This window comes from Embleya sp. NBC_00888 (genome assembly GCF_045207655.1).
Classification (GTDB): Bacteria; Actinomycetota; Actinomycetes; order Streptomycetales; family Streptomycetaceae; genus Embleya.
Genome location: NZ_CP108784.1, coordinates 272,995 through 297,598, shown reverse-complemented (window position 1 = coordinate 297,598; position 24,604 = coordinate 272,995). Strand labels below are relative to the sequence as shown.

Here is a 24,604-nt window from a genome sequence, read left to right as displayed (position 1 = left end):
GCGCCGGCTCGGGCCATGGATCCGTTCCATATCGACTGTGGTGTCTGGGAACGGGCGATGTGGGACTCGTGGAGCCTGCGCGTTTCGCCACCGGCTTCACCCGCGCGTGCTGGTCCGACCCCGCACGCCCACCCGAGGTCAGGGTCGCCGCCGCGCTGGGATGGCTGTGCCTGGTCGAGGACCCGGCACCCGAGGACCTGCGTGCCGTCCTGGACGAGCTGGTCACGGACGAACTCGGCCTCCTGATGGCCCAGGTGCCCTGGCTGCAACAGGTCGATCCCTACTTCGGCGCCGGACTGGCGCACACCCTGAACCACACGTTGGACCCCGTCCAACGCCCTACGTTCCCCGATTCGTGGGGAGGCCCCAAGGGGTTCGCCGACGACCCGCCCTTTTGAGACCCCGGGTCCCGTTTCCCGCGGGCCTGTCGACGTCTTCGCCGCGGACGATGCCTCACGTTCTCCTACTCCCGAAGCCGGCCGGGGGTGTGCGACTCGAAGCATCGGGTCTCCCGGACACCGACGGCCGCCCCACCTCGAGCCTGTCCTGCACCCCGGTGGTTCCGGGACAGCCTTGATCGACGCGGGCCGCACCCCCGACAGAGGACGAACCACGAACCCGTTCTCCTTCAAGGCGCCGGCCAGGGCCTCCTGCGCCGCGACCGGGTTGAGCGGGTGCAGGTACGCGGCTTTCTGCTCCAGCGGAGAGCGCCACCCCACCGGGGTGCCGTCGAGGCCTTACCCGCCGCTGATGAGACTCTTTGAATCTGGCCACCCCGTACTCGCCTTTCGCACCAGACCTGCTCGCGTCGATTCCCCACCCGTCGCCACTCGGGAGAGGCCGCCCGACAACCCGCCGAGCCAGGAGCATGGCCGGTCGGTCAAAAGTGAGCGCAGCTCAGCGCTTCGCGCCGCCGGAGGCGCCCTTGACGGAGCGGACAGGCTCCCACCCTCAAGAGGCGGGCGGCCCCGGTCGTCCTACGACCGGCCAACCGGGGAACAAGATCGAGCAGGTATGGGGAAAACCGGTGAGCCTCAACACCGCTCGTCGTCGACGACCCGGACGTGCCGGCGGTGGGGGAGTCCGGTGTGGGTGAACCGCCCGAGGTCGCTGTGGCGTTGGGCGATGCGGGCACCGTGGTGTGTTGTTCGTTCTCCTTCGGGGATTCGATCAGTGCGGCATCCAGTCTCGAGTGAAGATCCTCGTTCGCCGCCCGTGTCGAACTCCATGCCGTGCTGAAGTGAACGGTCCTCTTCGCTTGGTGTGGCTCGCACAGGCCGAGCTCGATGAGAGCGCGAATGCTTTCGACCTGGTGGAATCCATTGCGCCGGAACTCCTCCACCACCTCGTCCAGGCTTGAACCGTCGAGCATCCCGCGCCGAACGGCGTCGAGCACCCTCCTGTATTCCGAGCGCTCCACCATCCCGCGTCACCTCACCGGCCACTCGTGCCGAAGACCACTCCCGGCATCCGACAGAGTGAAACCCCGTGCCCCCGGGCGAGCAGATCGCCCGCCCGGTCGTGTTCCCTTCGATCGATCCGAGCGCAGCGGCGGGACGGACAGCCGCAGGTGCCGGGGACGCCGGTGTTCAGTCACGCGCGGTGGGGGTGTGGTGTGCGGCGTCGATCCACGGCGTCTGGGGGGCGATGCGCCACAACGCGGCGACCATGGCCTTGAGTTCGTGGGGCGGCCCGTCCCAATTCGTAGTGGTCCGGGCGACCGGCAGGCCGATGGCGTTGTCCATCCACCGGAGGCCGCGCCGGGTGTCCAGGCCGGTCCGGCGGCGGTACTCCGCAGTGGGGACGACGCCGACCCAGTGGCTGCCGCCACGCACCCGCCACGAGACCACCGCCTCCACGTCCGCCCAGGCCACCACCCGCGGCCTGCGCCGCGGCCCCTGCGGCAGGGCGACACCCTCGGCGTCCATGCGCAGGACCACCGGCCCCATCAGGGGTAGAACCGTCGCGAACAAGCCGAACAGTCCGAGGAACCCCCAGGCCGGGATCGCCAGACCGAGCGGAACGCCGGGCACGAACATGCACGCGGACACGCCGATCGCCAACGCGATCACCTGCGTGTTGTTCCGGGTCCAGCGAAGACGCAACTCGAACGGCGGTGCGGTGGACGACATGCCGACATGCTGCCGCAACGAGCCGGGGAAGGCCACAGCACCCGGACCACGCCCCGCGCCGCGGCCCGCAACTCGCCGGCCGTCCGGGCGGGGTTCGTGGCGTCGGGCACTGTGATTCCTCCACCGTGGTTCATACGCCCGCTCCCACGTAGACCTGCGATGCTCGTGCAGCGGGGGATTCCCGGCCGCGCGGCCGATCCGCGCCTGCCCTCGGGGCGGCTGCGGGCACGGGGCGACAACCCCGCGCGGCACGCGAGTTCGAGCACACCATCGCCCCGCGACCCGACGGGGTCCGCGCTCGATCCGCCCGCCGCCGCGCGGTGATCCGTTCGTCGGATCGGCCCGGGATCCCGTCGCGGCGTCCGGCCGGGCGTGTGTAGCCCTCGGAGTACAGGTCGTTCTCGAGTTCGGCGTATTGATCCGGAGTGAGGGCGGGGGTGAATCCGGTGGGGAATCGGTGCACGAGCGGGTGGGCTCCGATGTTCTCCAAGCCGTGCACGGAGCACTCCAAGGCGACGAGATGCTCTCCCTCGCCGCAACCACCCCTGAAGTAGGCGCGGTCGTGGGTGAGGCACACGTACCCGAAGGACACACACGGATCGGTCTCGGACGGCTCATGGAACGACGGGTCCCGCACCACCTCGATCACGATGTCCTGCGGGTCCAGGCGGGGGATCGGTCGCGGGTCACGCCACAGCAGTCTCGGAGGGAGCATGCCGACATCATCGCGCGCGTACGTGTTCCGCCCGGAGGCGGTGTCGGCGGCGGACGCGGGGATCACGTTCCATCGGTGGCGGGTGGGGGCAGCGGTGTCCCGCCCCGTGACTCGGCACGGTGAGGACACCGCCGTCCGCAGGCTCCTCGACGACCTCGACACCACGCTCGCCCCCGGAATCGGAACGGCGCTTGTACGGCCGCTGGTGCGGCACACGCGCCCCGACCCCACGCGACCACGGCTGCCTCCTCGCCCCCCACGCTCGCCGCCGCACCGCAGCCGCCCACAACCTCGCCCATCGCAACCACGCCGAGCCCCTGGGAGCTCGCCTTCAATCCGCCCATTGATTCCTGCGCCGGTCACGGGCCGCCTCGGTGTCTTCTCCGGCTGGTGAATGTGGTTGCGGCGGGTCGGGCGGATGCGGTGATACTCCTGCATGAGTAGAGACGCCGAGGTCATCGTCCTGGCCCGTCATGCGGACGAGGTCATGGAGCCGCTGACCCGGCAGGACACGGAACGTACCTGGCGTGGCCATTTCGTGCCGATCTCGGGCCAGTGGGGCTTCGACTTCGGGTGGGCCCTGGAGTTCGACAAGGTCCGGGCCCGCCGCGGCCTGCTCGAGCATCTGGAGTCGCTGCCGTGGCCGTATCCGGGAACGGTGCAGGTGCTGCTCCGCGACCAGGACGACGACTGTTTCGGGTTGTGGATGTTCCGGGACGGCAGGCTCGTGGAGGTCGCCATCGAGCGCACGGAGCGGTTCCACCGACCCGCACCGCCCGACGAGCGGTTCGAGCCCGCCCCAAGAATGCTGCTGCGGACCGACCTGGGCGCGGACCTGCCCGAGCAGACCCCGGAGGAACTCCGCGATCCCCGCCCGGCCTGGTAGGCCCCGACCACGACCTCGCTGGGCCCCCACGTCGTGCGGGCGGCCGCCCGCTGGGCATGCCGGACAGAGTCGGACCTGTCCCGGTTGAACGTAGAACGGCTGTGGACCCTGGCCCCCTCCTTCTGTCACGACATCATGGCCGTTGCGTACGACGAACTCCAGCCGACGAACTCCAGCGCCTTCGCCGAGTGGAGCAACGGCACACGGAGGAACCGTCGGGCAACGCCGTTGAGACCGGCCGGCCCGGATCGCCGCAAGTGACCGCGGGATCGACCAACAGATCACCGCATGCGAACGGGAACTCGACGACGGACCCGCGCCCACGCGAACGCAGTGTCCACTCGCCGCTGCGCAGCGGCGGTCCCCCTGTCACTGTCGTGGTTCGCCCGCCTGGATGGCCTACATCTCCCAGCGCCGTTCGGGCCGTTCTGCCCAGGCGGGTGGCCGTCGCGGTGGCCCACGGCTATCTCTCGGCGTGCGGCGTGTCGGTCAAGCTCACCCAGGCCGGTGTCACCGCGTTCGCCGACGAGTTGACCCGCGCCTCCTCCACCGCGGCGAGCGTCGCGGCGGTCCTCAAGACCTGGGACACCACCGACTGAGTCATCGCGCAACCCGTCTTTGGTGATGTCGGTGCGGGCGCCGAGCCGTTCGGGTGGGCAGGTGGCGTGTCTTGTCCGGTGTCGGCGAGCGCGACGCCGAGTCCGATCCGGTGCGTCCCGCCTCCGAGTTCGAGATCTTGACGTGTTTCGCGTGGCACACGGGCGCGTGTTCGACTCGCGCGGCCGCCCCGGCCTGCCGCTGCGCCCGGACGGGCGCAGTCAAGGTCGTCGGGTTCGCTTCACGCCCGATCGCGATCGCGTCCGTGAGACTGTTGCGCATCTTTACCGGGCCTCGTGGCCACGCAAGTCACCTGGCTACGGAGCCAGCGCAGGCGTCTTCGAGCCTGCTTGCGCAGGTCCCTGGCCCGTTGGTTGCCCACGCCAAGGATCGCTCCCGTCTCGGCCGAGGTGAACCCGTCCGTCTTCAGGGCCAGGGCGATCCCCTCCTGCAGGGGCAGGCCCGCCAACGTCGAGACGATCGCCAAGGTCTCCGCCGTCAGCTCGGGACCGTCGGTCGAGGACGCACGTCGTTCGGGGATGTCCACTATCGGGATCTCCAGGACACGGCGGCACCTGCCCTGGGGGCGGTTCAGGCACCGCAGGGCGACCTTGCGGATCCTGCCCCGCGGCTCGTGGACTCCGGACCAAAGCGTCTGGTGCGTTGGTTGTTGACCCATTTCCCGGCCGGCACGCGACGAACCCGGGGAGAGGGGCGGCTCCAGCACGCGCGTCCCGGAGCCGTTGCCGCCCGCCGACGGGGGAACCCGGCGCTGGCCCCTCGCAGGCGACGGCCACAGCGGCCCCTCGTCAACGAGAGTCGGTCCGTTTCCGCGCGATCGGGTACCCCGGTTGATCAAATCGCGGAAACGGAATGGAATGGGGCCGTTCCCGGCGCCGAACCCTCCGGTGTGATCTGACGATCTCCTGGGTGATCCCGACCGCGAATTCCGCTTCGCCTTACGCTCGTGCGGCGCCGGCGCGAGGGGTTCACCATCGGCCGGAATACGTGGTCACCATGCCGAGGAGTTCTTCGGCGGTGGCTTTCACGTGCCCGTCTTCGTCGCGCCGGGCACGGTCCCGCAGGACAACAGCCGTTCGCGGGTGTGACGGCCAGCCCAGTGCCAGCATGTGGAGCACCTTGCGGCGGGTGTCCGGGTCGGGCTCTTGCAAGGCCCGGTCACAGACCAGTACCCGTCCCTCGTCGTCTCCGGCTGCGAGCACCCACCAGCGCAACGTCGAGAACCGCAGGTCGGGTTTCGGGTCGCCGACGGCGCTTCGACGGAACGCCTTGTGGACGTGGGTGTGATTGTTCCAGCGCAGGCCCAGCGCTTTCACGATCTCGATGCGTGTGTATTCGCCGGCCGGGTCGGCGAGCGCGCGCACGAGCACGTCGCGGACGTCCTCGCGGTGCGCCCAGTACTCGCTCAACGCACGCAGGGCCGAGTCCCGACGCAGGTGCTGGGGATCCGAGGCGATGCCCATGACGAGCCTTCCGACATCGTCGCGATCCGCCCACCGTCTTGCCAGCACTTTGACCGCGGTGTCGCCGGCGTATCGGGAGTCGTCTGCGGCCGCTCGCATGAGTACGGCGCGAAAGGTGTCGCTGTCGGGCCAGTGGTTCTGGAGTCCGTCGAGTGTGGTCGAACCCGTGTAGCGGCCGGGGTGGTCGAGGGAGGCCACGAGCAACTCGTGGATATCGTGGTGATCGGGCCAGTGCTTGAGCAGATGCCGCAGCACCGCGGCGCGGGCGTATCCGTCGGACTGATCGCCGCAGGCCGATATGAGGAGATCACGGACTTCCGGTTGGTCGGCCCAGTGCTCGGCCAATGCCTCCCGGGCCCTGTCCCGGGCGGATCGGTACGACTCGTCGTCAGCCGCGCGGATCAACACGTCGCGGACGTCGTCGTGACCGGGACAGCACGCCGCGATCATGTCGACGGCGGTGCGGCGGACCGTGTCCTCCGCGTCTTCCTCCACACGCCGGACGATGACGTCTCGGACGCCGTCCTGCCGAGGCCAGTGGGTTGCCAACGTTCGAAGGGCCTCCGAGCGAACTGCCGCTGAGCCGTTGCCGGTTGCGCCATGGACCAGTGCCTCTCGGACGCCGGCATGCCTTGGCCATCGCGCCCCCAACAACTGCAGGGCGGTCTGGCGCACCTCCTCGTGCGCCGATCCAGCGGCACGCCGGACCAAGAGGTCCCGGATGTCGTCTCCGCCCCACGCCGACTCTCGGAGGTCCGCGATGGCGGCCGTGCACAGGACCGGATCGGTGTCGTCGGCGACGGCGCCGGCGAGAAAGGCGAGGGTGTCCTCGTGGTCGGATCCGTGGAGCGCGAGCGTGCGAAGCGCCCTGCCACGGACGTCGTCGTCCTCGTCCTCTCGAGCGCGTCGGATGAGAAACGCGCGGACGTCCTCGTCGTCGGACCATCCCCGAGCGAGAAGCCTCAGCGCGTCGTCGCGGACGAACGGATGGACGTCGTCGCTTGCGGCGCGCGCGACCAAGTCCCGCACGTCGTCGTCGTGCGGCCACCCCGTGACCAGGGACTCCAGCGCGGCCGTACGGACGCCACGGTCGGAATCGTCGAGATCGACGGGTCCGGAACCCGAATCGTATGCGGCGCGAGTGACCAGCAACGCACGAACATCCGCGCACCCGGCCCAGACCTCCCCAAGGATGTGCAACGCCAGCGCATGCGTTCCGCCAGGGGAGCCGTGACGTGTCTCCCGCAGGACGAGTTCGCGCACCTTGTCGTCGTCGGGCCTTCGCTCCCCCCACTCGGCGAGAAACAGAAGTCGGTCGGAGCCGAAACAACTTCCCTGGGCGAGGGCGGCCAATTCGTCGTCGTCCGGCCGCAGGCACCAGGCCACCACCGCGGAAGGTTCCTCGCTCGAGGAGAATTGACCGCTCAGGCGGTACCAGCGCAGATAGCGCTTGCGACCTGCCCAACGCCGGTCGAAGGAGGCCAGCGCGGACGACGCTTCGGACAACAGCCATTCCCCTTTGGAACCACGGGTGTTCAAAATCGTGGTCACGGCGTCGACGACACCCGCGCCTCGCATGGATACCGTGCCCGATTTCCCCACCTCGGCCAGCGCGCGCAACGCCAGCACGGCGTGGCCCGCGTCGTCCGAGTCGACACGCCGGGCGTGGAGGCCCATGAGGCGGTCGACGACGGCAGTCGTGTCACGTGCGTTCAACTGTCCGATCAACAGCAGCAGGATTTCGTGCCACGCGGGATCCGGGACCCTGCGGACGACGACCTGTTCGATCAACTCCTCGGGGGTCCATTCCCGTTCCTCCTTGAACCGGTGGACGATGTCGGCGGCGGCAAGGTATTCGAGGAACGCGCGGTGGACGAATCCGTAGACGTCGCCGCCATAGCGGGAAAGGATGAAGTTGCGTTCGTGTAGTTGCGCGATCATGGCCCGGGCCGCAGCCTTGGCATGCACGGGTGGCAGTTCGTACTGCTGCAGGTATTCACAGAAGACGCGTTCGAGGTCCGACGCGTGGATGTGGTTGCCGACGATGCCGCCGAGGCCCTCCTGCATGGTGCGTGCCAATCCGCGCAGCAACTCGAGCCGTTCTTCCGCTCCCAGCACATCCAGCGCTTCGGCGACCGCCGCAGGCAGCGGTGCCTTGAGCATTTTGGCGGCTTGGTCCCAGCGCGCGACCAGGACGGTGACCGCGTGCTCGTAGACGCCCCGCCGGTTCCGCGGAAGAGGTTGACGACGGCCGATGATCGCCAGGATCGTCAACAGGAGCGGATTGCCCGCCATCTCCTGCAGCGGTCGCGAGCCCTCCAACGCGGAATCGAGCCGGTCGACGAGTTCCGCGACCAACCCCGGGTCGTTGGGGCAGGTGCTGCGGTACCACGACCGCGTGAACTCCTTGATCCGCTCCTCGTCCAGGTCCTGCACCTTGAAGTGCGCGAAGCCCGCCCCGGCCAACAGCGCGGACTGGTAGCCGACGGACCGCGACGTGACCAGGATCCGCGCGGCCGGCCAGCGGGCGGCGAACGCGGCGACGCGCCGGCAGGCCTCCACCCGCGCCCTGGGGTCGAACACCTCGTCCAAGCCGTCGAAGGCCACGACCGCACGTCCCTCGACCAGCAACCGCTCCCGCACGGCGGCAGGCACGCAGAGCCCGAAGTCGTGGTGCTGCCGGTCGAGGAACTCCTCATAGCCCCCGTATCGCGCGCGCTCGTCGACGAAACGTCGCAGTTCCACGACCATGGGGACCACACCCGCCAACCCGCTCAGGGCACGATCCGGTTCGCCACAGGTGAGAGACAGGGCCAGATAGCGCACCAACGTCGACTTGCCCGCTCCGGGATCACCCAGCAGCACCACGCGCCTGCCGGCCGCACCAACCAACACTTCCAGAACACACTCCTGCGGCCGCTGCGCGTAGGAGGTCCACATGCGCTCGGAAGCGCCGGCGTCGAATCCCGGCGGCAGGAACTCGTCGGCGAGCAGGCCCCCGGACTCCGTCAACCTCCTCGACAACTCCCGCGGCAGTTCCACCGGCGGCGGGTCCGCCCGCACCGTCGGAGCAACGAACACCTCCGGCAATCGAACCGCGGGATGCTCGTCACCGAAGGGCGTGAGCACCTCCAGGTCCAACCCCCCGAACTCCTCAACGACCCGGCGCGCGTACCGCGTCACCGCCTCCGCGACCTCGTGGTCGGACGGCGCCGACAACCGCGCTGACGGGGATGTCGCGGTCGACGCACCCGTGACCCCACCGCGTGATCCGCCGCCACGCCGCTCCGCACGAGCCTCCAGGCGCAGGGACTCCCATTGCCGTCCGGTGCGGAACCTGAACCCGGGAGATCGCGGGCGCGCGCGAGCCTCCAAGCGCGCGATCAGGAACGCGAACGCCACCGGGTCCTTGGGCACGCTGGTGCCGGACAACCACTCGCAGATCGAGGACGGCGCCAACCCCACCCGAGGTCTCGCCCCCTCGCCCTCCTTCTTCAGGACCCTTCCGGAAGGGGAACCCGCAGCCTCGTTGAGAGCCCGCAATGCCCGCGCGAGTTCCGCACGCGCCGATCGTGACTCGGGCGCCATCCCACCCCCAGAGATGTTCGGCGCCGAACGGTTCGCCGAACGGCTCGTGATCCGGTCCGACCAGCGTAGAGGCCCCGTTCGGCGTGGGAGGCCGATCGCCGAACATCACCGGCGGGTGGCCGGATGTGTTCCTCACCCGATGCCGGTCGGCGGCACCGGGACAGTGGAAGGACCCCGCCGTGCACGAAATCATCCCCACGAACACCGGCCGACTCGGCCCGCAACACAACCCACCGGTCGACGAACAGGGCCCATGCCGGTTCACCTGCTTCGCGCACGTCACCGAGGTACCCGCACACCCCGAGCCCGTTGCCGCGCAGTACCACATCCACACCGGCGACAACGCGTTCGTGACGATCCACGCTCCGCACGCCGCGGACCACGGGCTCGGCATACCCTCCGAACCATGGTCGTCGATCCACGCGGCGCCGGCGTGTCGGCAGCACCGACGGCTCGGGCGATTGTGGCACCTGATCGTCGGTGCCTCGGCAATCGTGTCGGCGGCCATCGCGGTCGCCGCGCAGATGCGGTAGACGGCGCCGCAGGTTCGCGCCGAGAGAAGACTCAGTGCCCGCTGGGACCCATGGTCCCAGCGGGCACTCCCGCCTGTCCGCCCGAAACGTTTCCTGCAGCCGGAGCATCGCCGGCACCACTCCCACAGGGAAGTGTCCGCCACGCGGACCATGTCGTCGCGAACACATTTGCGAAAGGCGGAGTCCGGTTTGTCGTCTGGACGTGATCGTTTGCTCCGGTGGAGACTCGAGCGATGGCCAAGGGTTCCCACGATGCCGCCCCCAATGCCGTCGGCTACCAGCATCAGACCTGGTGGGCGCTGGTCGAATTGCTGCGGGCCGGCCCGCAGCGACCTGACTCGGCTCTCACCCTGGAGTTGTACGACGACATCGCCTGGGACCGTGCGGGAACCCCGACCGAGCTGTTGCAGGTCAAGCACCACCAGCTGAGCACTCGCCGGCTCACCGATCGGGCCATGGACGTGTGGAAGACGGTCCAGGTGTGGCTGGATACGGCCAATCCCGGCGACCCGAACGGCCCCGATCTGATCCTGGTCACCACGCAAGTCGCCGCCACCGGAAGCGCGATGTCGCTCTTGCGTTCGGTGGACCGAGACGAGGTGCAGGCCTTGAGGATCCTGGAGGAGACGGCCGACGAGGAGGGGGCCAAGGACACGCGTGACACCCGCCGCCAATTCCTCGCTCTGGCCCCGTCGGAGCGCCGGACCCTGCTGCATCGCATCCGGGTGGCCGACGGGTCGCCGCACGCCGAGGACGTGCACCAGGCGGTGCGTGCGGCGTTGCAGTGGACGCTGCCCACCGGCCACGAGGAGATGTTCCTCGCGATGGTGTGGAAGTGGTGGGACGAGCAGTCCCTGGCGCTGCTGCAAGGCCGCCTGGGCGGCCTGGACGTGGGTGCCGCGCAGGCTGCCATCGCCGAGATCCGTGACCGGTTCACCCGCGAGAACGTGCCCACTCTCGTCCATCTCGCCGACGTCGACGAGGACTCGATCGGCGCCCGGTACCGCGGCCGACCGTTCGTCCAGCAGATGGAGTGGGTGGCCTACCCCCCACGGAACCTACAGAAGGCGATCGTCGACTACTACCGCGCATACACCCAGGCCGTGCAGTGGGTCGACGAGGACCTCATCGGGGTTTCCGAACTGAGCCGATTCGAAGCCGAGTTGATCGACGAGTGGGAGCGCGAGTTCGAGTGGATGCTCGACGGCCTGGACTCCGACACCGACGAGAAGGCCAAGCAGGACGCGGGCAAGGCGCTCCTGCGTACTCTGCTCGCGCAGACGGGGATCACCGTGCGATCCCGCTACAACGACCCGTTCTTCGCCCGCGGCCACCGGCACGCGCTGGCGGACTCCGGCAGGATCGGCTGGCATGCCGACTTCAAGGACCGGATCGAGCAGCTGTTGCACGTCCATGCCTGAACGCCGCCCGGACCACGAGGAGACATCGTGACGACGTGGAGCGAGCGGCCGTCCGTCGTCGCGACGATGCTCAACCCCGCGCTCATCGCCGCGGTGCTTGCCACCACCGCCGACGGACACGCGAAAGAGGCCGGCACGGGCGTGCCGTGGGTACTGTCGTTCGTCGCCGCGCCGATGGTGCTGCACCGCGGCACCCGCGAAGCACTGCCGGCGTCCACCGCGACGCACCTGGCCACCTGGGTGTCGCGGAATCCGGTACTGCGTGCGGGCCTGCCCCAACGCGCGGTCGGTTTGGTCGAACCCGTGCGCGCCGGCCTGCGCTTCGGCCTCGCCCACGGAATCCTCCGCCTGGAGGAGGACCGGCTCGCCGCCGTTCCCCGCCGACGGCCCAAGGGCTTTCGCAGCCCCCGAGAGCTGGATCTGATCCTGCGCAAGGCCAACCTGGTCGGCCGCTGGCTCTCGAAGACCGACAGCCCGGCAACTGTCCTCGCGCTGCTGGGCGTGGCACCCTGATTCGGTGCAGCTGCTCGCGATCATCCTCTACAGCACCACGGGCGCCCAGCGGGTCCTGGAGTTCAAGCCGGGTTCGCTCAACGTGGTCACCGGCGAGTCCAAGACCGGCAAGAGCGCCCTCCTGGACATCCTGGAATACTGCCTGGGCCGCGACAGCCTTCAGATGCCCATCGGCCCGATCACCCGGACCGTCGCCTGGTACGCGGCCGTTCTCGACCTCAACGGCGGGCAGGCCTTCGTCGCACGCCCCGCGCCCCTTCCCGGCAAGAGCTCGACCCAGCGGGCAATGCTCCGCTTCGGCTCGAACCTGGCGCCCCTCCCTTACACCGAACTCGAGGCCAACCTGGACTCCGACGCGGTCCGAGAGCAACTCGGCCGCAGAATCGGTATCGAGGAGAACCTGCACGAACCCCCGGCCGGGTCGGCGCGCCACAACGTCGAGGCCCACCTCGGTCACGCCACGATGCTGTGCCTGCAGCGGCAGAGCGAGATCGCCGACCGAAACCTCTTGTTCCACCGACAGGGTGAGCAGGGCATGGCGCAAACCCTCAAGGACACCATCCCCTACTTCCTCGGCGCCGTTCCCCGCGACCAGGCCCTGCGACGCGCCCAACTGAGCGCCGCCAAACGAGAACTGAAGAACGCCGAGACCGCATACCGGCGCGCGATGGACGCAGACAAACAGTCGGGCGTGACCCTGTCGGTGCTCTGGCGCGAGGCCTACGCGCTCGGCCTCGTCGACAGGTTGGAGGAGCCGGACAGGCCCACCGCAGTCGCCGCCCTACAGGCGGCCATCGCCCCCACAGCGCCCACCAGCGACGTCGGCTCCGACCGCGAAACCGCCACCCGCAACCACGAGCTGGAGCAGCGGCGCGATTCTTTGCGCAATCAACTCAGGGCCACCGCGGCCGAACGCGAGATCCTCCTCCAACAGGAATCCAGCGAAGTCGGCTACGAAGGCGCAGTCCGTACCCAAGCCGCGCGCCTGACCAGCCTGAACCTGCTTGCACTCACCCCCGACGGCAACGACGCCACCACCACATGCGCGCTCTGCGGCAACCATCTCACCCACCCGGACCCCTCGGTCACCGAACTCGACCAGAGCCTGCGCCACTTGAGCGATCAACTACAGGACATCGACGCCGCGCGCCCGGCGCGCCGCTCCGCCCTCACCGACCTGGACGAACGCAGCACCGCCCTGCGTACCGAACTCCGCGACGTCGAGGCAGCGCTGCGCGCCATCACAGCGGCGACCACCGCAGGCGACCAGCTTCCGCAGGACTCGCGTCACGACTTCACCCGCGGCCGCATCCACGCAACCCTCGCCACGCTTCCTTCGACAGCGAACGCGGAACTGCACCGCCTGGGGCAACTGTTCGAGTTCGCGCTCGTCCACGTCCGCACACTGGAGGCCGAACTCGACCCCGCTGAAGAGCGAGAACAGGTGACCTCACGCCTGGTCGCCATCAGCCAGGACATGACCGCGTGGTCCAACCGGCTGGAACTCGAGCACGGCGACAGCAGCGTGCGCCTGGACCTCAGTCGCCTCACGGTGGTCGCCGACACCGAACAAGGGCCGGCGCCCCTCTTCCGCATCGGCAGCGGGGAAAACTGGGTCGGCTACCACCTGGTCGCCCATCTCGCCTTGCACCGCTACTTCGTCCGCCAACATCGCCCGGTCCCACGGATCCTGATGCTCGACCAGCCCACCCAGGTCTGGTACCGCTCCGAAGTGGACCAGCGTTCCGGCGCCCCCAGCGACGACACCGACCGCGAAGCAGTCAGCAGACTCTTCCGCCTCATCCACGACGTCGCGCGCGAACTCGCCCCCGACATGCAGATCATCGTCTGCGACCACGCCAACCTGGCCGAAGACTGGTTCCAAGAATCCGTCGTCCACAACTGGCGCCATGGCGAGAAGCTGATCCCTCAGGAATGGATCGACGAAGCCGCCAGCAACGGCTAGGACCCGTCCGGTCGATGTGACCAGCTCGGGCCCGAATCCTTGGTGGAAACACGGGAAGTGAGCGGGTGTAGGGAGTGCTGCGTCGGGTTCGGTGGCGTCGGCAGCGGCCGAACCTCCGGGAAAGGTTCCCTCCCCGGCCGACGGCGCGTCATCATGGAACTTCGCACCGTGACGTGAGGGAAAGGGGCGGGGCGTGGGCGAGCACAACAAGCCGGATCCGGACCCGTCGAAGGGCAGGCCGCCGCCGGGGAACAAGGACGGTCAGGTCCCGGAGGAGCCGGAGCCGGACGGCCAACACCGGAAACCGAAGCCGTGACCGACGACCTCGACAGGCAACGTCGCCGCGCTCTGGAGGCGATGGACACCCACCGGGCGTGGCCCAGGCACGCGCCGTGGGTGCGCGACGCCGTCGAGGCGCACCCACGCCACGTGTTCGCGCCGGAGCGCCTGTGGGACTGGGACGGGCACGCGTACGTGCCCGTCGACCGCGGCACGGATCCGCAGGCGTGGGTACGCCTGGTGTACGCCGGCCCTTACGACGCGGCGATCACCGAGATCACCGCCGGCCGCCCGTCGTCGAGTCTGTCGTGCACGTCGGTGGTGGCGGGCATGCTCGACGTACTCGACGTCGAACTCGGCCACCGGGTCCTGGAACTGGGTGCGGGTACCGGCTGGAGCGCCGCACTCCTCGCGCACCGCGTCGGTCCCACCGGCCGCGTCACCACGGTGGAGACCGCCCCCGACCTCGCCGCGAGCGCCCGAGACACCCTGACCCGCGCGGGCCTCGCCGAGACGGTCACGGTCGTCCTCGATGACGGCGCCCTCGGCCGGCCCGAAACCGCCCCGTACGACCGCGTGATCGCCACCTACGCCGTCGACCACGTCCCCTGGACGTGGATCGAGCAGCTGCGCCCGGGTGGGGATCTGGTGTTCCCCTGGGGCCGGTTGGGGCATTTCGCGGTGACGGTCGCAAAGGACGGCCGCTCGGCGACGGGGTGGTTGCAGGGCCTGGCCCAGTTCATGCCGGCCCGCGACGTCGCTGTGGTCCCGGAGTTCGACGAGGTCCGGGCGCAACGTGCCGCGGAGGACGAACGCCTGCTCGCGCGGGACGTGGCGCCGTTGCACACGGACCGCGATCTGCTCTGGGCGTTGCGCGTGGCGCTCCCCGATGTCGTGTACGCCACCGACACCGACGAGGACGGTGTGAACGTGTGGGTCCACGACGGCGCCGGATCGTGGGCGGTGGCGACCACGTTGCCCGACGGCCGGGTCCGCGCGGGGCAGGGCGGAGCGCGGCGCCTGATCGACGAGATCGAGGCCGCCTGGGACGCATGGGAGCGCGCGGGCCGGATCCGCCGCTGGGACCACGGCATCACGATCACCGCCGAAGAGCAGTACCTCTGGGCGGGCGAGGCCGCCGGCGGTCACCGGTGGCCGATCCCCACACCGGCACCGACCGCCCACTGACCGGCCGGCCCGCCGAAAGCGACTCGCCGTGGACGGCGCGGATCGGCCGGGGTGGGCGACCGTCGACCGGCGGTCGCCCACCCCGAAACCATCCGAAAGCGCGGACGTCCGCGTGCCGTTGCCCAACAGGGGTGGTGTCACACGACCGCAGGTCGGGGCTCCTCGAGGACCTCGGCCACCTTGCGGGCCATGGCCGCCACCTGCGGCGGCAGGTAGTCGTCGAGGGCCTCGACATCGTCGTGGAGCCGGGCGTGCAGGCCGTACACGCACGCCAGGGTCGACAGATGCCGCGGGCCGTCCGCCGCCGCGTCCGCCATCACACGCAACACACGCAGGCTCGGGTCGTCGACCGCGTCCTCGGACGGCGCCAACAGGGCCGCGAGCTCCGCCCGGTCCTGCGCCTGGGGGCCCGGTCCGCGGTCGCGTTGTTGATCGGTTTGCAGATATCTCTGCAGCGTCGATTCGGAGGCTCCTTCCGTCTGCCACAACGCGGCGATCAGGAGGGCGATCTCGTTCATGATGTCCGCCGCGTCGGTGGCCCGATACAACGTCATTCTTCTCGCGTCGCGGGTGACGTTCGGTTCGCCGTAACGAAGCACGTCCCGGATGTCGACGATCGCTTCCGAGGCGCGTTGCAGAATCACCCGACGCAGCGCGTCGGGCATCGGGGTGGGGTCCATGTCCCGCAGGCTAGGGTCGGTGCCCCGGCCGGCGTCTGAATTCTGCCGCGTCGAAGCGCTCGTTCACCCGGAGGGGCCAGCGACGATCGAGTGTCGGCAAGGCCGGGACGGCCGCGCCTCGGCGCACCGAACCTGCAACCGATGCGGACGGTGTGCCTCAGCCGTCAACCGGCGGCAAAGCGGATCGGATGTCCGGCCCGGTACAGCGCCCTTGGCGACGCCGGGGGCAGTTCGAGGCCGAGGTTGCGGCGGCAGCTCTCGATCGCCAGATCGGTCAGGTCGCCGCCGACCCAGTGCCATCTCCTCGGATGCCCGGGCGCGTCGAGGGGTCAGGAGGGTTGCACGAGCCCGCCTCGAGTGACTCGCCCGCGAGCTGTCGCGCGGCCGGAAAGGTCACGCGCGCCCGTGTGCCAGCTCGCACCATCGGCGATCGCCGAGACCACCAGCCCCTGGTGGTCCAACAGCGGGGACACCAGTCGGTAGTCGATCGAGACCCGTCGGTCCGCTCCCCGCTCGCGCGCGGCCTCGGCCATCGCGATCGCCTGCAGCGGACCGTGCGTCACAAGCCCGGCGTACCCCTCCACCTCGCGCGCGTAGTCACGGTCGTAATGGATGCGATGAGCGTTGTAGGTCAGGGCGGAGAACCGGAACAGCAGCGCCGGATCGATCAGCAGACGCCACTCCCCTGGCTCCAGTCCGATGTCCTCGACCTGTTCGACCGGCGCCGAGGCCCCCGGCGCCACGGCGTCGCGGTAGACGATGTCCTGCTCCTCCACCACGACGGGTGAGTCATCCTGCTCGATCGTGTGGCGGACCACGACGAAGGTCAGCCGTCCGCTGCGGCCGTCCTTGTCGGTCGACGACACGATCTCGGTGCGCCGGGTCGTCAGGACGCCGAGGCGCAGCGGCGCCAGGCTCGTGGCCCGTCCGCCTGCCCACATGCGACGCCGCCCCGGCTCCGGCGGCGCTGGAATCACGCCGCTGACGGGGTGGCCGTCGGTGCCGAGATCGGCCTGGGCCGGCCGCTCAAGGAGGTACAGCCAGTGCCACAGCAGCGGCAGACCGTCGCGATCGAAGTCGGGCTCACCAACCTCCAGCAGGCGGGTCAGCGCGAGCGCGGGCTCTGGCCGGAGCACCTCGCGGCGCTCTATGTGGGTCGGGTGCTCGCTCACGCGGAGACCTCGGTACATCCGGTTGCGAACTCGGCGCGTAGCGCCGCGTTGTGCTCACCAAGGCGTGGGACGTCACCCATGCGTGACTCCTGACCGTCCATGGACACCGGCGGCAGCATCGCGGAAATCACGCCACCCGGGGTCCGAACCTCGCGCCATCGGTCGCGAGCCTGGAGTTGTGGGTGGGCCATGAGCTCGGAGGGTGCCCGCAAGCGCGCGCAGGCGATGCCCGCCGCGTCGAGGCGCGCGACGATCTCCTCGGCATCGATACCGGCGAACGTCTCGGCGATGACCGGAGTGATCTGCTCGTCGTTCTCCACGCGCTCGGGATTGCCGACGAACCTCGGGTCCGTGACGAGCTCCGGCCGGTGCAGGACATCGGCGCAGAACCTCGCCCACTCGCGGTCGTTCTGGACCCCGACGAACACGAGGTTTCCATCGGCGGCGGGGTAGGGGCCGTACGGTGCGATCGAGGCGTGCTTCGCGCCGGTGCGACGCGTCTCGGCGCCTCCGTGCACCGCGTGATAGGCGGGCTGGCTCATCCACTCGCCCAGCGCATCGATCATTGCGACCTCGATCGTGGCGCCGGTTCCTTGCGTCGCGCGCTGCAGCAGTGCGGCGAGAACGCCGGAGTACGCGTACATCCCCGTAGCGATGTCGGCGACCGAAGTGCCGACCTTGCTGGGGGTGTCGGGCGTTCCTGTGGCAATCAGCAGCCCGGTCTCGCACTGCACCAACAGGTCGTAGGCCTTCTTGCTCCGGTACGGTCCCGCGGTGCCGTACCCCGAGATCGAGCAGTGGATCAGCTCCGGGCGCTGTGCTCGGAGGCTCGCCGCGTCCAGGCCGAGACGTTCCACGGCACCGGGCACAAGGTTTTGCACGACGACGTCGGCCGAGGCGATCATTGCGTCGAGCACAGCGCGGTCCTCGGGCGCCTTGATGTCGAGCTCGATCGACTCCTTGCCGCGGTTGAGCCACACGAAGTAGCTGGAGTCTCCGTGCACGGTGCGGTCGTAGCCGCGGGCGAAGTCGCCCGCGCCGGGTCGCTCGACCTTGATGACGCGGGCGCCGAGGTCGGCGAGATGCCGGGTCGCGAACGGTGCGGCCACGGCCTGCTCGAGCGACACGACGGTGAGTCCCTCCAGAGGAAGCATGCGGGATCCCCTCCTGCTCAGTCCCGCAGGATCGCGCGTGCGCGATCGATCACGGGCTTGTCGATCATGTGACCATCGGGACCGGCGACCACGCCTCCACCTGCGGCCGCGGCTGCCTCGACGACGCCGCGAGCCCACGCCAGCTGCTCTGCGGTCGGCGCGAACACCCGCGCCACCGCCTCCAGTTGGGCAGGATGGATGCAGAGCTTCCCGCCGAACCCGAGCGCGCGGGACCGTCGGGCCTCTGCGGCGACGAGGTCGGTGTCGCAGACCGAGGTCGTGACGCCGTCGATCGGTGCGGGCAGCCCCGCGACGCGGGAGGCGAGCACGAGGGTGCTGCGCGCCTGCAGCAGCGCGTCGTCGACGTGCTCGGCCCGCACGTCGACCGCGAAGTCGAGCGAGCCGAACGCCAGCCGCTCCACGCCGGGGGCCTCGGCAATCTCCACGGACCGGTGGACGCCCAGTGCGGACTCCACGAGCGCGACCAAACCCCGCCCGGCCGGCAGGCGTCCGGCCAGCTCCGTGAGCGCCACCGGGTCCTCGGCCTTCGGCACCACGAGACCCAGCACGCCGGGCAGCCCGGCGAGTGCCGCGACGTCGTCGTCGTGCCATGGCGTGCCGGTCGCGTTGACCCGCACCCAGGCCCGGCCTCCGTTCGCGAGCCACGCCGCAGCCGACCCACGGGCCGAGTCCTTGGCATCGACACCGACGGCGTCCTCGAGGTCGAGGATCACGGTGTCGGCACCCGAGGCGGCGGCGCCGGCGAACCGCTGTGGGGTCGTGGCGGGGACGAACAACCAAGTGCAGTTGCTCGCGCCCATCAGGCCGGGTTCCGTTTGACGAGTTGGCGGGCGATGACGTTCTTCTGGATCTCGTTGGTACCCTCGCCGACGATCATGAGCGGCGCGTCGCGGAAGTACCGTTCCACGTCGTACTCGGTGGAGTAGCCGTAACCGCCGTGGATGCGCACCGCGTCGAGGGCGATCTTCATGGCCACCTCGGATGCGAAGAGCTTGGCCATGCCGGCCTCCATGTCGGAGCGCTCACCGGAGTCGAAGCGCCGCGCTGCGTACTGCACGAGCTGACGGGCTGCGGTCAGCTGTGTGGCCATGTCGGCCAGGTAGTTGCCGATCGACTGGTGCTCCCAGATTTGCTTGCCGAAGCTCTCGCGCTGCTGGCTGTAGCGCAGCGCGTCCTCGAGGGCTGCGGCGCCGACGCCCAGCGCACGCGAGGCGACCTGGATGCGACCGATCTCGAGACCACGCATCATCTGCGCGAACCCTTGGCCCTCCTGGATCCCGAGCAGGCTGCTCTGCCGGGTGCGGTATCCGTCGAAGGAGAGCTCGCAGCTCTCGACTCCCTTGTAGCCGAGCTTCGGCAGATCACGGGAGACCTCGAAGCCCGGACCCTTTTCGACCAGCAGGATGCTGATGCCCCGGTGCACGGGCTCCGCGTCCGGGTCTGTGCGACACAGGAGCGCCACGAGCTGGGAGCGCCGCGCGTTCGTGATCCAGGTCTTGGAGCCGTTGACGACGTAGTCGTCGCCCTCCTTGCGGGCCGTCGTGCGCATGGCCTGCAGGTCAGAACCCCCTCCCGGCTCGGTCAGCGCCATCGTTGCGCGGATCTCACCGGTCGCCATGCGTGGCAGGTAGTGGTCCTTCTGCTCCTGTGTGCCGTGGTCGATCAGGAGCTTCGCCACGACGCTGTGGCCGCCCATCGCACCGGCGAGGCTCATCCATCCGCGGGCGAGCTCCTCGGTGACCGCGGCGTAGCACGGCGTGCTCACCGCGGCGTCGTTCCACGGCTCGGGGATGGCCAGGCCGTAGATGCCCATCTGCTTCATCTGGTCGATGAGCTTCTCGGGGTAGGTGTCGGCGTGCTCCAGCTCCTGGACCACGGGTTTGACCTTGCGGTCGACCCAGTTGCGGACCACGGCGACGATCGCGGTCTCCTCCGCGTCGAGCTCGTATGAGGCGATCATCGCGATGCACCCGTCAGGCGACGGTGGGTCAGCAGCGAGGAGACCGCTACCGCGACGATGACGGCGGCGCCGTTGAACGCGGGCTCGACCCAGTCGGCCGCTCCTGCGAGGGTCAAGCCGTTGATGCTGATGGCGACGAAGAACACGCCGACGAGAGTGCCCGCGACGGTATAGCGCCCCGGGCGGATGGTGGTCGACCCCAGGAAGATCGCAGCGAGCGCCGGAAGCAGGTAGCCCACCCCGACCCCGGAGGCCGCGCTCCCGGTCCGGGCGAGGAGCAGGGCACCCGCAAGACCGGCAAGCGCGCCCGAGGCGACGAAGGCCAGGGCGACCGTGCGCTGGACCGGCAGGCCCACGAGGTGGGCCGCCGTCTCGTTGACGCCCACCGACAACAGACGCCGCCCGAAGAGCGTCAGCCCGAGGAGGAAGGACACCGCCAGTGCGGCCACGATGACGAGGTACACCGGCCGCGGGACGCCGAACCACAGGCCGTTGCCGAAGTTCGTGAGGGTCACGGGGACGCCGACGATGGTCTGATGGCCGGACCACGCGGACGCCACGCCCCCGAGCAGGGTGGCCATGCCGAGGGTGATGACGAGCGAGTTGGCCCGGAAGTACGCGATGAGGATCCCGTTCGCCAGCCCGACCAGCGCACCGATCGCCACGGCGATGACCACGCCGACGAGGATCGGCAGCTCCATCGAGGTGGTCGCCTTGGCCGCGGCGATCGACGTCAGTGCCACGATCGCTCCTACCGAGAGGTCGAAGCGATGCGCCACCAAGGGGATCAGGGCGGCGAGCGCCGTCAGGATCAGCACCGACTCGTTGGCCACGATGTTGCGGAGATTCGACACCGTGGGGAACGTCGCCGACGTGGCAGGATCGACGGTGAAGTAGATCGCGACGCCCAGCAGCAGCATCACGAGTCCAAAACGCTCGGTCAGGCGCAGGAGCGACGGGCGCCATCCATTCGTCGTCGTCACGGCGTTGTCCTCGGCGGGTGGCTTCTCGGTCGGCATCTCGAGGGTGGTACGGACGTCCTGGGATGTCATGTCGATGCCTCCTTTTCGTGCTGGTAGACGTTGTCGAAGATCCATGTGCGGGTGATATCCGGCCCCGATGCCTCGCTTGTGATGCGGCCGTCGGCAAGCACGAGCACCCGGTCGGCGAGATGGAGCAACTCATCGAGGTCGGACGTCGCAAGGAGCACTCCCGCACCGCCGGCGACGGCTGCGTCGATCCGGGCGTAGATGTCGGCCCGTGCACCGACGTCGACCCCCTGCGTCGGCTCGTCCAGGAGGAGGACGACCGGGGCGGACCTCATCGCCCGCGCCAGCACGGCCTTCTGCTGGTTTCCGCCCGACAACCGAGCGATCGGTGCGTCCGCCGTTCCCTTGATGCCGTAAGTGTCGATGTCGCGCTCGGCATCCCTGCGCTCGTCGGTGCGTCGCAACCAGCCGCCGCGCCGGTACCGACGGATCGTCGACGCCGAGAGGTTCTCGGTCACCGACAGGGACAGGAACGCACCGTCGCGCGCCCGCTCCTCGGGGACGAGCGCGAGGCCACGCGAGATCGCCTCGGCGACGTGCCCGGACCGGAGCCGTCGGCCGCTCACTGAGACCGAGCCTCCCCGCGGCTTGACCGCTCCCATGACGTTCTGCATCACGCTGGTCCGGCCGCTGCCGACCAACCCGGCCAGGGCCACGACCTCCCCGGCGCGGATATCGAAGGTGACGTTCTCCAGGGGACCACCCCGCAGGCCTTCGACCGAGAGCACGGCTGGTCCGAAGGAAGTCCGCGGCCGGCGCTGTCGCTCCGCGGGCGCGTGTCCTGCTATGTGCGCCACCAGACTCTCGCGATCGTGCTGGGCCGCGGGGCGGGTGTCGACGTGGCGGCCGTCGCGCAGCACCGTCACGGTGTCGGCGTAGCCGAGAACCTCGTCGAGCCGGTGCGTGACGTAGAGGATGCTCTGGCCCCGACTGCTGTAGGCACTCAGCCGCTGAAGCAGGCCGTCCACCTCGTCGGCGGGCAGGCGCGTCGTCGGCTCGTCCAGGACGAGCAAACCGACGCCGCCGGAGTCGCGGTCGCGCAGGCAGCGCGCCACCGCGATGAGCGTCTGGTCGGCAGGTCGCAGGTCACGCACGAGAGACCGCGCGCGGACAGGGATCTCGAGCGCGTCCAGCAGTCGTTGGACCGATCGGCGTGCCTCGGACCAGTCGATGCCGCCGAGCCGTCGGGGGAACGGACTGCCGGCGAGGACGTTCTCTGTCACGGTCAGCTCCGGGAACAGGCCGAGGTCCTGGTGGACGAACCTGATGCCTGCCTCCCGGGACCAGCGCGGCGTCAGTTGCTCGACGTCGAAGCTCGCGTCACCCAGGTGGAGCGACCCACCCCGGTCGGCGCTGTAGACGCCGGCGAGGATCTTGATGAGCGTGGACTTTCCTGAGCCGTTGCCGCCTACGAGTGCGTGGAAGTGGCCGGGGTCGACCGAGAGGCTCACGTCCGCGAGGGCTCGCGTGCCGGGGAAGCTCTTGGAGAGGCGGGCGATCCCCAAAGCGCTCGCCCGTCTCCCGGAGGTGGCGTCGACCACTCAGGCCACTCCCCAGATCTTCTTGTAGTTCTCTCGGTAGCCCGACGATGCCGGGTTGCCGTCGTACACGTCGCCGCGGGGGAGGTGCTCGGCGTCCATGCTGCCGATGCCCATGCCCGAATCGACCGGCTTTTCGCCGGCGAAGAGCCGGTTCAGGCCGTCCGCCGCAGCCCAGCCGGTCCAGGTGAGCGGCCGGCCGACCGCGTAGGACTGCGTCCCGTTGCGAATCAGGGTGATCGACGAGGCAACACCCTCGTTGCCCGCGAGCAGCAGGTCCTTACGCCCGCCCTGGCGCGCTTGGTTGACAGCCGCCCCCACTCCGAGGGTGATCGCCGAGTCGGCGGGAACCATGACGACGTCCGCGTTCGGGAATTGCTGGAGCGCGGCGGCGGCCTTGCCCTGCAGCTTCCCGCCGAACAGGTCAACGGAAGTGAACGTCACCTCATGGACCACGCATCCGTCGCACTTGGCGAGGCGGCCGGCCTGGGCGTCTCCGACCATCCGGAGGGTGGCATTGTCGTCCTGGCGCATCAGGATGACCTCCGCCGTGCCGTCGGTCTTGGCAATGGCCCAGTCGGCGATCGTGGGGCCGACGAAGGTGCTCATGTAGTCCTCGTACGAGATCAGGCTCTGGTTGAACCGCAGGTGCTCGTCGAACAGGGGCTTGCCACCGTTGCTGGACTTGTCGTCGCAGTCGAGCGCGTTGCCGCCGTAGACCTTGACGCCGGCTGTATGCACCACCTCAATCGAGGCCTTGACCACGGAGCAATCGACGCCGAACAAGGCAACGGCATCGACGTGCGCAGCCGCAGCGGCCCGCAGTTGGGAGTTGTAGACCGCCGGGTCAGCCTTCCCGTCGACCAGCTTGACGTCCCACCCGAGCGCCTTCGAGGCGTCGACGAATCCTTGGGCCGGCACAACGCAGCCGGCCGCCTGGGTGCTGCAGGCGAGCGCCCACACGGTCTTGCCGGCCTGCGCCTTGGGACCGCCGGTCGGCAGGGCACGATCGGTGCCTGCGAACGCCTGCTCCGTCGAGGCCTTCGCCTGCTTGATGACGTCGTCGCTGGTCGACCCGGTGGGACCGTGAGACGACGAGCTGCCACACGCCGACAGCGTGAGCGCCAGCAGCGCCCCGCACACCGCCGCGATGCGAGTTCTCGTCATACCTTCTCCTCCCTCAGCTTCACGTCGGCGCGGACCAGGTGTCCGCGCCGTCCTGCGGCAGTTCGATGACCACACGAGTCGCTCGGGGGAGCAGCTCGCAGGCTACGGAACTGCGCTGACGATCACGATGGATCGAGTGACCCAGCCCACATTGGGTACTGTCTTCGGTATCGTAAGCGCACCTTTGGTACCGGTCAAGGTCGTCATCGAACCTTGCCCTCGGGGGTCCTCCGAGGACGGCGGCAGAAGCGTCACACGGCCGGACCACGGCGGCAGGGCGGCAGGGGCGGCTACATCAAATGCGATCCCATGCCGTTCAGTCCCTGCCGGTGCCGCCTATCGAGCGGCTACACGATCGCGGCTCAGCTTGACTCTGCCGGGGATGTTGGAGTTCGCTCCGTCCCCGATCCGGTGAGCAAGTCCCGTCTCTGACCGCGCAGATCGCGCGCGAGCAATCCGAACGACGGCGATGTGGGTGAGAGACCGGCTGGACGGACTGTGATGCGACGAAAACTTCGCGCGCGGATACCCGCGCGACGGACGCCCCGGCATCTCGCCCGC

The 24,604-nt window shown here is 69.5% G+C and carries 21 protein-coding genes; 8 read left to right on the top strand and 13 right to left on the bottom strand.

Annotated elements, in window-relative coordinates:
• The first annotated feature begins 68 nt into the window (after window positions 1–68).
• Window positions 69–398: a hypothetical protein gene (locus OG948_RS01260; protein ID WP_406293038.1), complete on the top strand. Its 330-nt coding sequence runs from the start codon at window positions 69–71 to the stop codon at window positions 396–398.
• Window positions 399–880: 482 nt separating this feature from the next.
• Here OG948_RS01260 and OG948_RS01255 read toward each other — a convergent pair whose 3' ends face one another.
• From OG948_RS01255 to OG948_RS01245, 3 genes are all read right to left on the bottom strand, one after another.
• On the bottom strand, window positions 881–1,423 hold the full coding sequence (locus OG948_RS01255) for a hypothetical protein (RefSeq protein ID WP_406293036.1): 543 nt from the start codon (window positions 1,421–1,423) through the stop codon (window positions 881–883).
• Between the two features lie 166 nt (window positions 1,424–1,589).
• Window positions 1,590–2,132, bottom strand: a complete 543-nt coding sequence (locus tag OG948_RS01250) for a hypothetical protein (RefSeq protein ID WP_406293035.1) — start codon at window positions 2,130–2,132, stop codon at window positions 1,590–1,592.
• A 130-nt stretch (window positions 2,133–2,262) separates the two neighbouring features.
• Complete coding sequence (locus OG948_RS01245; protein ID WP_406293033.1) at window positions 2,263–2,847, bottom strand: hypothetical protein; 585 nt, start codon at window positions 2,845–2,847, stop codon at window positions 2,263–2,265.
• Window positions 2,848–3,283: 436 nt separating this feature from the next.
• On the opposite strand from OG948_RS01245, the gene OG948_RS01240 reads away from it, so the two are divergent.
• Window positions 3,284–3,733 (top strand): hypothetical protein, encoded by a 450-nt coding sequence (locus OG948_RS01240; RefSeq protein WP_406293031.1) that lies wholly within the window; start codon window positions 3,284–3,286, stop codon window positions 3,731–3,733.
• Window positions 3,734–4,173: 440 nt separating this feature from the next.
• A complete protein-coding gene (locus tag OG948_RS01235) occupies window positions 4,174–4,332 on the top strand; it encodes a hypothetical protein (RefSeq protein WP_406293030.1) in 159 nt (52 codons plus the stop codon).
• 239 nt (window positions 4,333–4,571) lie between these two features.
• Here OG948_RS01235 and OG948_RS01230 read toward each other — a convergent pair whose 3' ends face one another.
• Both OG948_RS01230 and OG948_RS01225 read right to left on the bottom strand, forming a co-directional pair.
• Entirely contained in the window at window positions 4,572–4,877 is a 306-nt protein-coding gene (locus OG948_RS01230) for a hypothetical protein (RefSeq protein WP_406293028.1), read from the bottom strand.
• A gap of 442 nt (window positions 4,878–5,319) precedes the next feature.
• Window positions 5,320–9,279 (bottom strand): NACHT domain-containing protein, encoded by a 3,960-nt coding sequence (locus tag OG948_RS01225; RefSeq protein WP_406293026.1) that lies wholly within the window; start codon window positions 9,277–9,279, stop codon window positions 5,320–5,322.
• A 302-nt stretch (window positions 9,280–9,581) separates the two neighbouring features.
• On the opposite strand from OG948_RS01225, the gene OG948_RS01220 reads away from it, so the two are divergent.
• The 5 genes from OG948_RS01220 (at window position 9,582) to OG948_RS01200 (ending at window position 15,302) form a co-directional block, all read left to right on the top strand.
• Window positions 9,582–9,935: a hypothetical protein gene (locus OG948_RS01220; RefSeq protein ID WP_406293024.1), complete on the top strand. Its 354-nt coding sequence runs from the start codon at window positions 9,582–9,584 to the stop codon at window positions 9,933–9,935.
• Window positions 9,936–10,168: 233 nt separating this feature from the next.
• Entirely contained in the window at window positions 10,169–11,356 is a 1,188-nt protein-coding gene (locus OG948_RS01215; protein WP_406293022.1) for an ABC-three component system protein, read from the top strand.
• A gap of 27 nt (window positions 11,357–11,383) precedes the next feature.
• Complete coding sequence (locus OG948_RS01210) at window positions 11,384–11,869, top strand: three component ABC system middle component (protein WP_406293020.1); 486 nt, start codon at window positions 11,384–11,386, stop codon at window positions 11,867–11,869.
• 4 nt (window positions 11,870–11,873) lie between these two features.
• A complete protein-coding gene (locus tag OG948_RS01205; protein WP_406293018.1) occupies window positions 11,874–13,835 on the top strand; it encodes a DUF3732 domain-containing protein in 1,962 nt (653 codons plus the stop codon).
• 312 nt (window positions 13,836–14,147) lie between these two features.
• On the top strand, window positions 14,148–15,302 hold the full coding sequence (locus tag OG948_RS01200) for a methyltransferase domain-containing protein (RefSeq protein WP_406293017.1): 1,155 nt from the start codon (window positions 14,148–14,150) through the stop codon (window positions 15,300–15,302).
• Window positions 15,303–15,439: 137 nt separating this feature from the next.
• Here OG948_RS01200 and OG948_RS01195 read toward each other — a convergent pair whose 3' ends face one another.
• From OG948_RS01195 to OG948_RS01160, 8 genes are all read right to left on the bottom strand, one after another.
• Window positions 15,440–15,982, bottom strand: a complete 543-nt coding sequence (locus tag OG948_RS01195; RefSeq protein ID WP_406293015.1) for a hypothetical protein — start codon at window positions 15,980–15,982, stop codon at window positions 15,440–15,442.
• A 329-nt stretch (window positions 15,983–16,311) separates the two neighbouring features.
• Window positions 16,312–17,154 carry a mesaconyl-C4 CoA hydratase gene (locus OG948_RS01190; protein ID WP_406293013.1) on the bottom strand — a complete coding sequence of 281 codons (843 nt, stop codon included), beginning with the start codon at window positions 17,152–17,154 and terminating at the stop codon, window positions 16,312–16,314.
• Complete coding sequence (locus OG948_RS01185; protein WP_406293011.1) at window positions 17,151–18,308, bottom strand: CaiB/BaiF CoA transferase family protein; 1,158 nt, start codon at window positions 18,306–18,308, stop codon at window positions 17,151–17,153. Before OG948_RS01185 ends, OG948_RS01190 begins: the two co-directional genes overlap by 4 nt.
• Before the next feature lie 17 nt (window positions 18,309–18,325).
• Window positions 18,326–19,129 carry an HpcH/HpaI aldolase/citrate lyase family protein gene (locus tag OG948_RS01180; protein WP_406293009.1) on the bottom strand — a complete coding sequence of 268 codons (804 nt, stop codon included), beginning with the start codon at window positions 19,127–19,129 and terminating at the stop codon, window positions 18,326–18,328.
• Window positions 19,129–20,289 carry an acyl-CoA dehydrogenase family protein gene (locus OG948_RS01175; protein WP_406293007.1) on the bottom strand — a complete coding sequence of 387 codons (1,161 nt, stop codon included), beginning with the start codon at window positions 20,287–20,289 and terminating at the stop codon, window positions 19,129–19,131. The genes OG948_RS01180 and OG948_RS01175 overlap by 1 nt, the downstream gene beginning before the upstream one ends.
• Window positions 20,286–21,341 (bottom strand): ABC transporter permease, encoded by a 1,056-nt coding sequence (locus tag OG948_RS01170; protein WP_406293005.1) that lies wholly within the window; start codon window positions 21,339–21,341, stop codon window positions 20,286–20,288. Before OG948_RS01170 ends, OG948_RS01175 begins: the two co-directional genes overlap by 4 nt.
• Window positions 21,338–22,879 (bottom strand): sugar ABC transporter ATP-binding protein, encoded by a 1,542-nt coding sequence (locus tag OG948_RS01165; protein ID WP_406293003.1) that lies wholly within the window; start codon window positions 22,877–22,879, stop codon window positions 21,338–21,340. The genes OG948_RS01170 and OG948_RS01165 overlap by 4 nt, the downstream gene beginning before the upstream one ends.
• Window positions 22,880–24,043 (bottom strand): substrate-binding domain-containing protein, encoded by a 1,164-nt coding sequence (locus OG948_RS01160; RefSeq protein WP_406293002.1) that lies wholly within the window; start codon window positions 24,041–24,043, stop codon window positions 22,880–22,882.
• Between the last annotated feature and the right edge of the window lie 561 nt (window positions 24,044–24,604).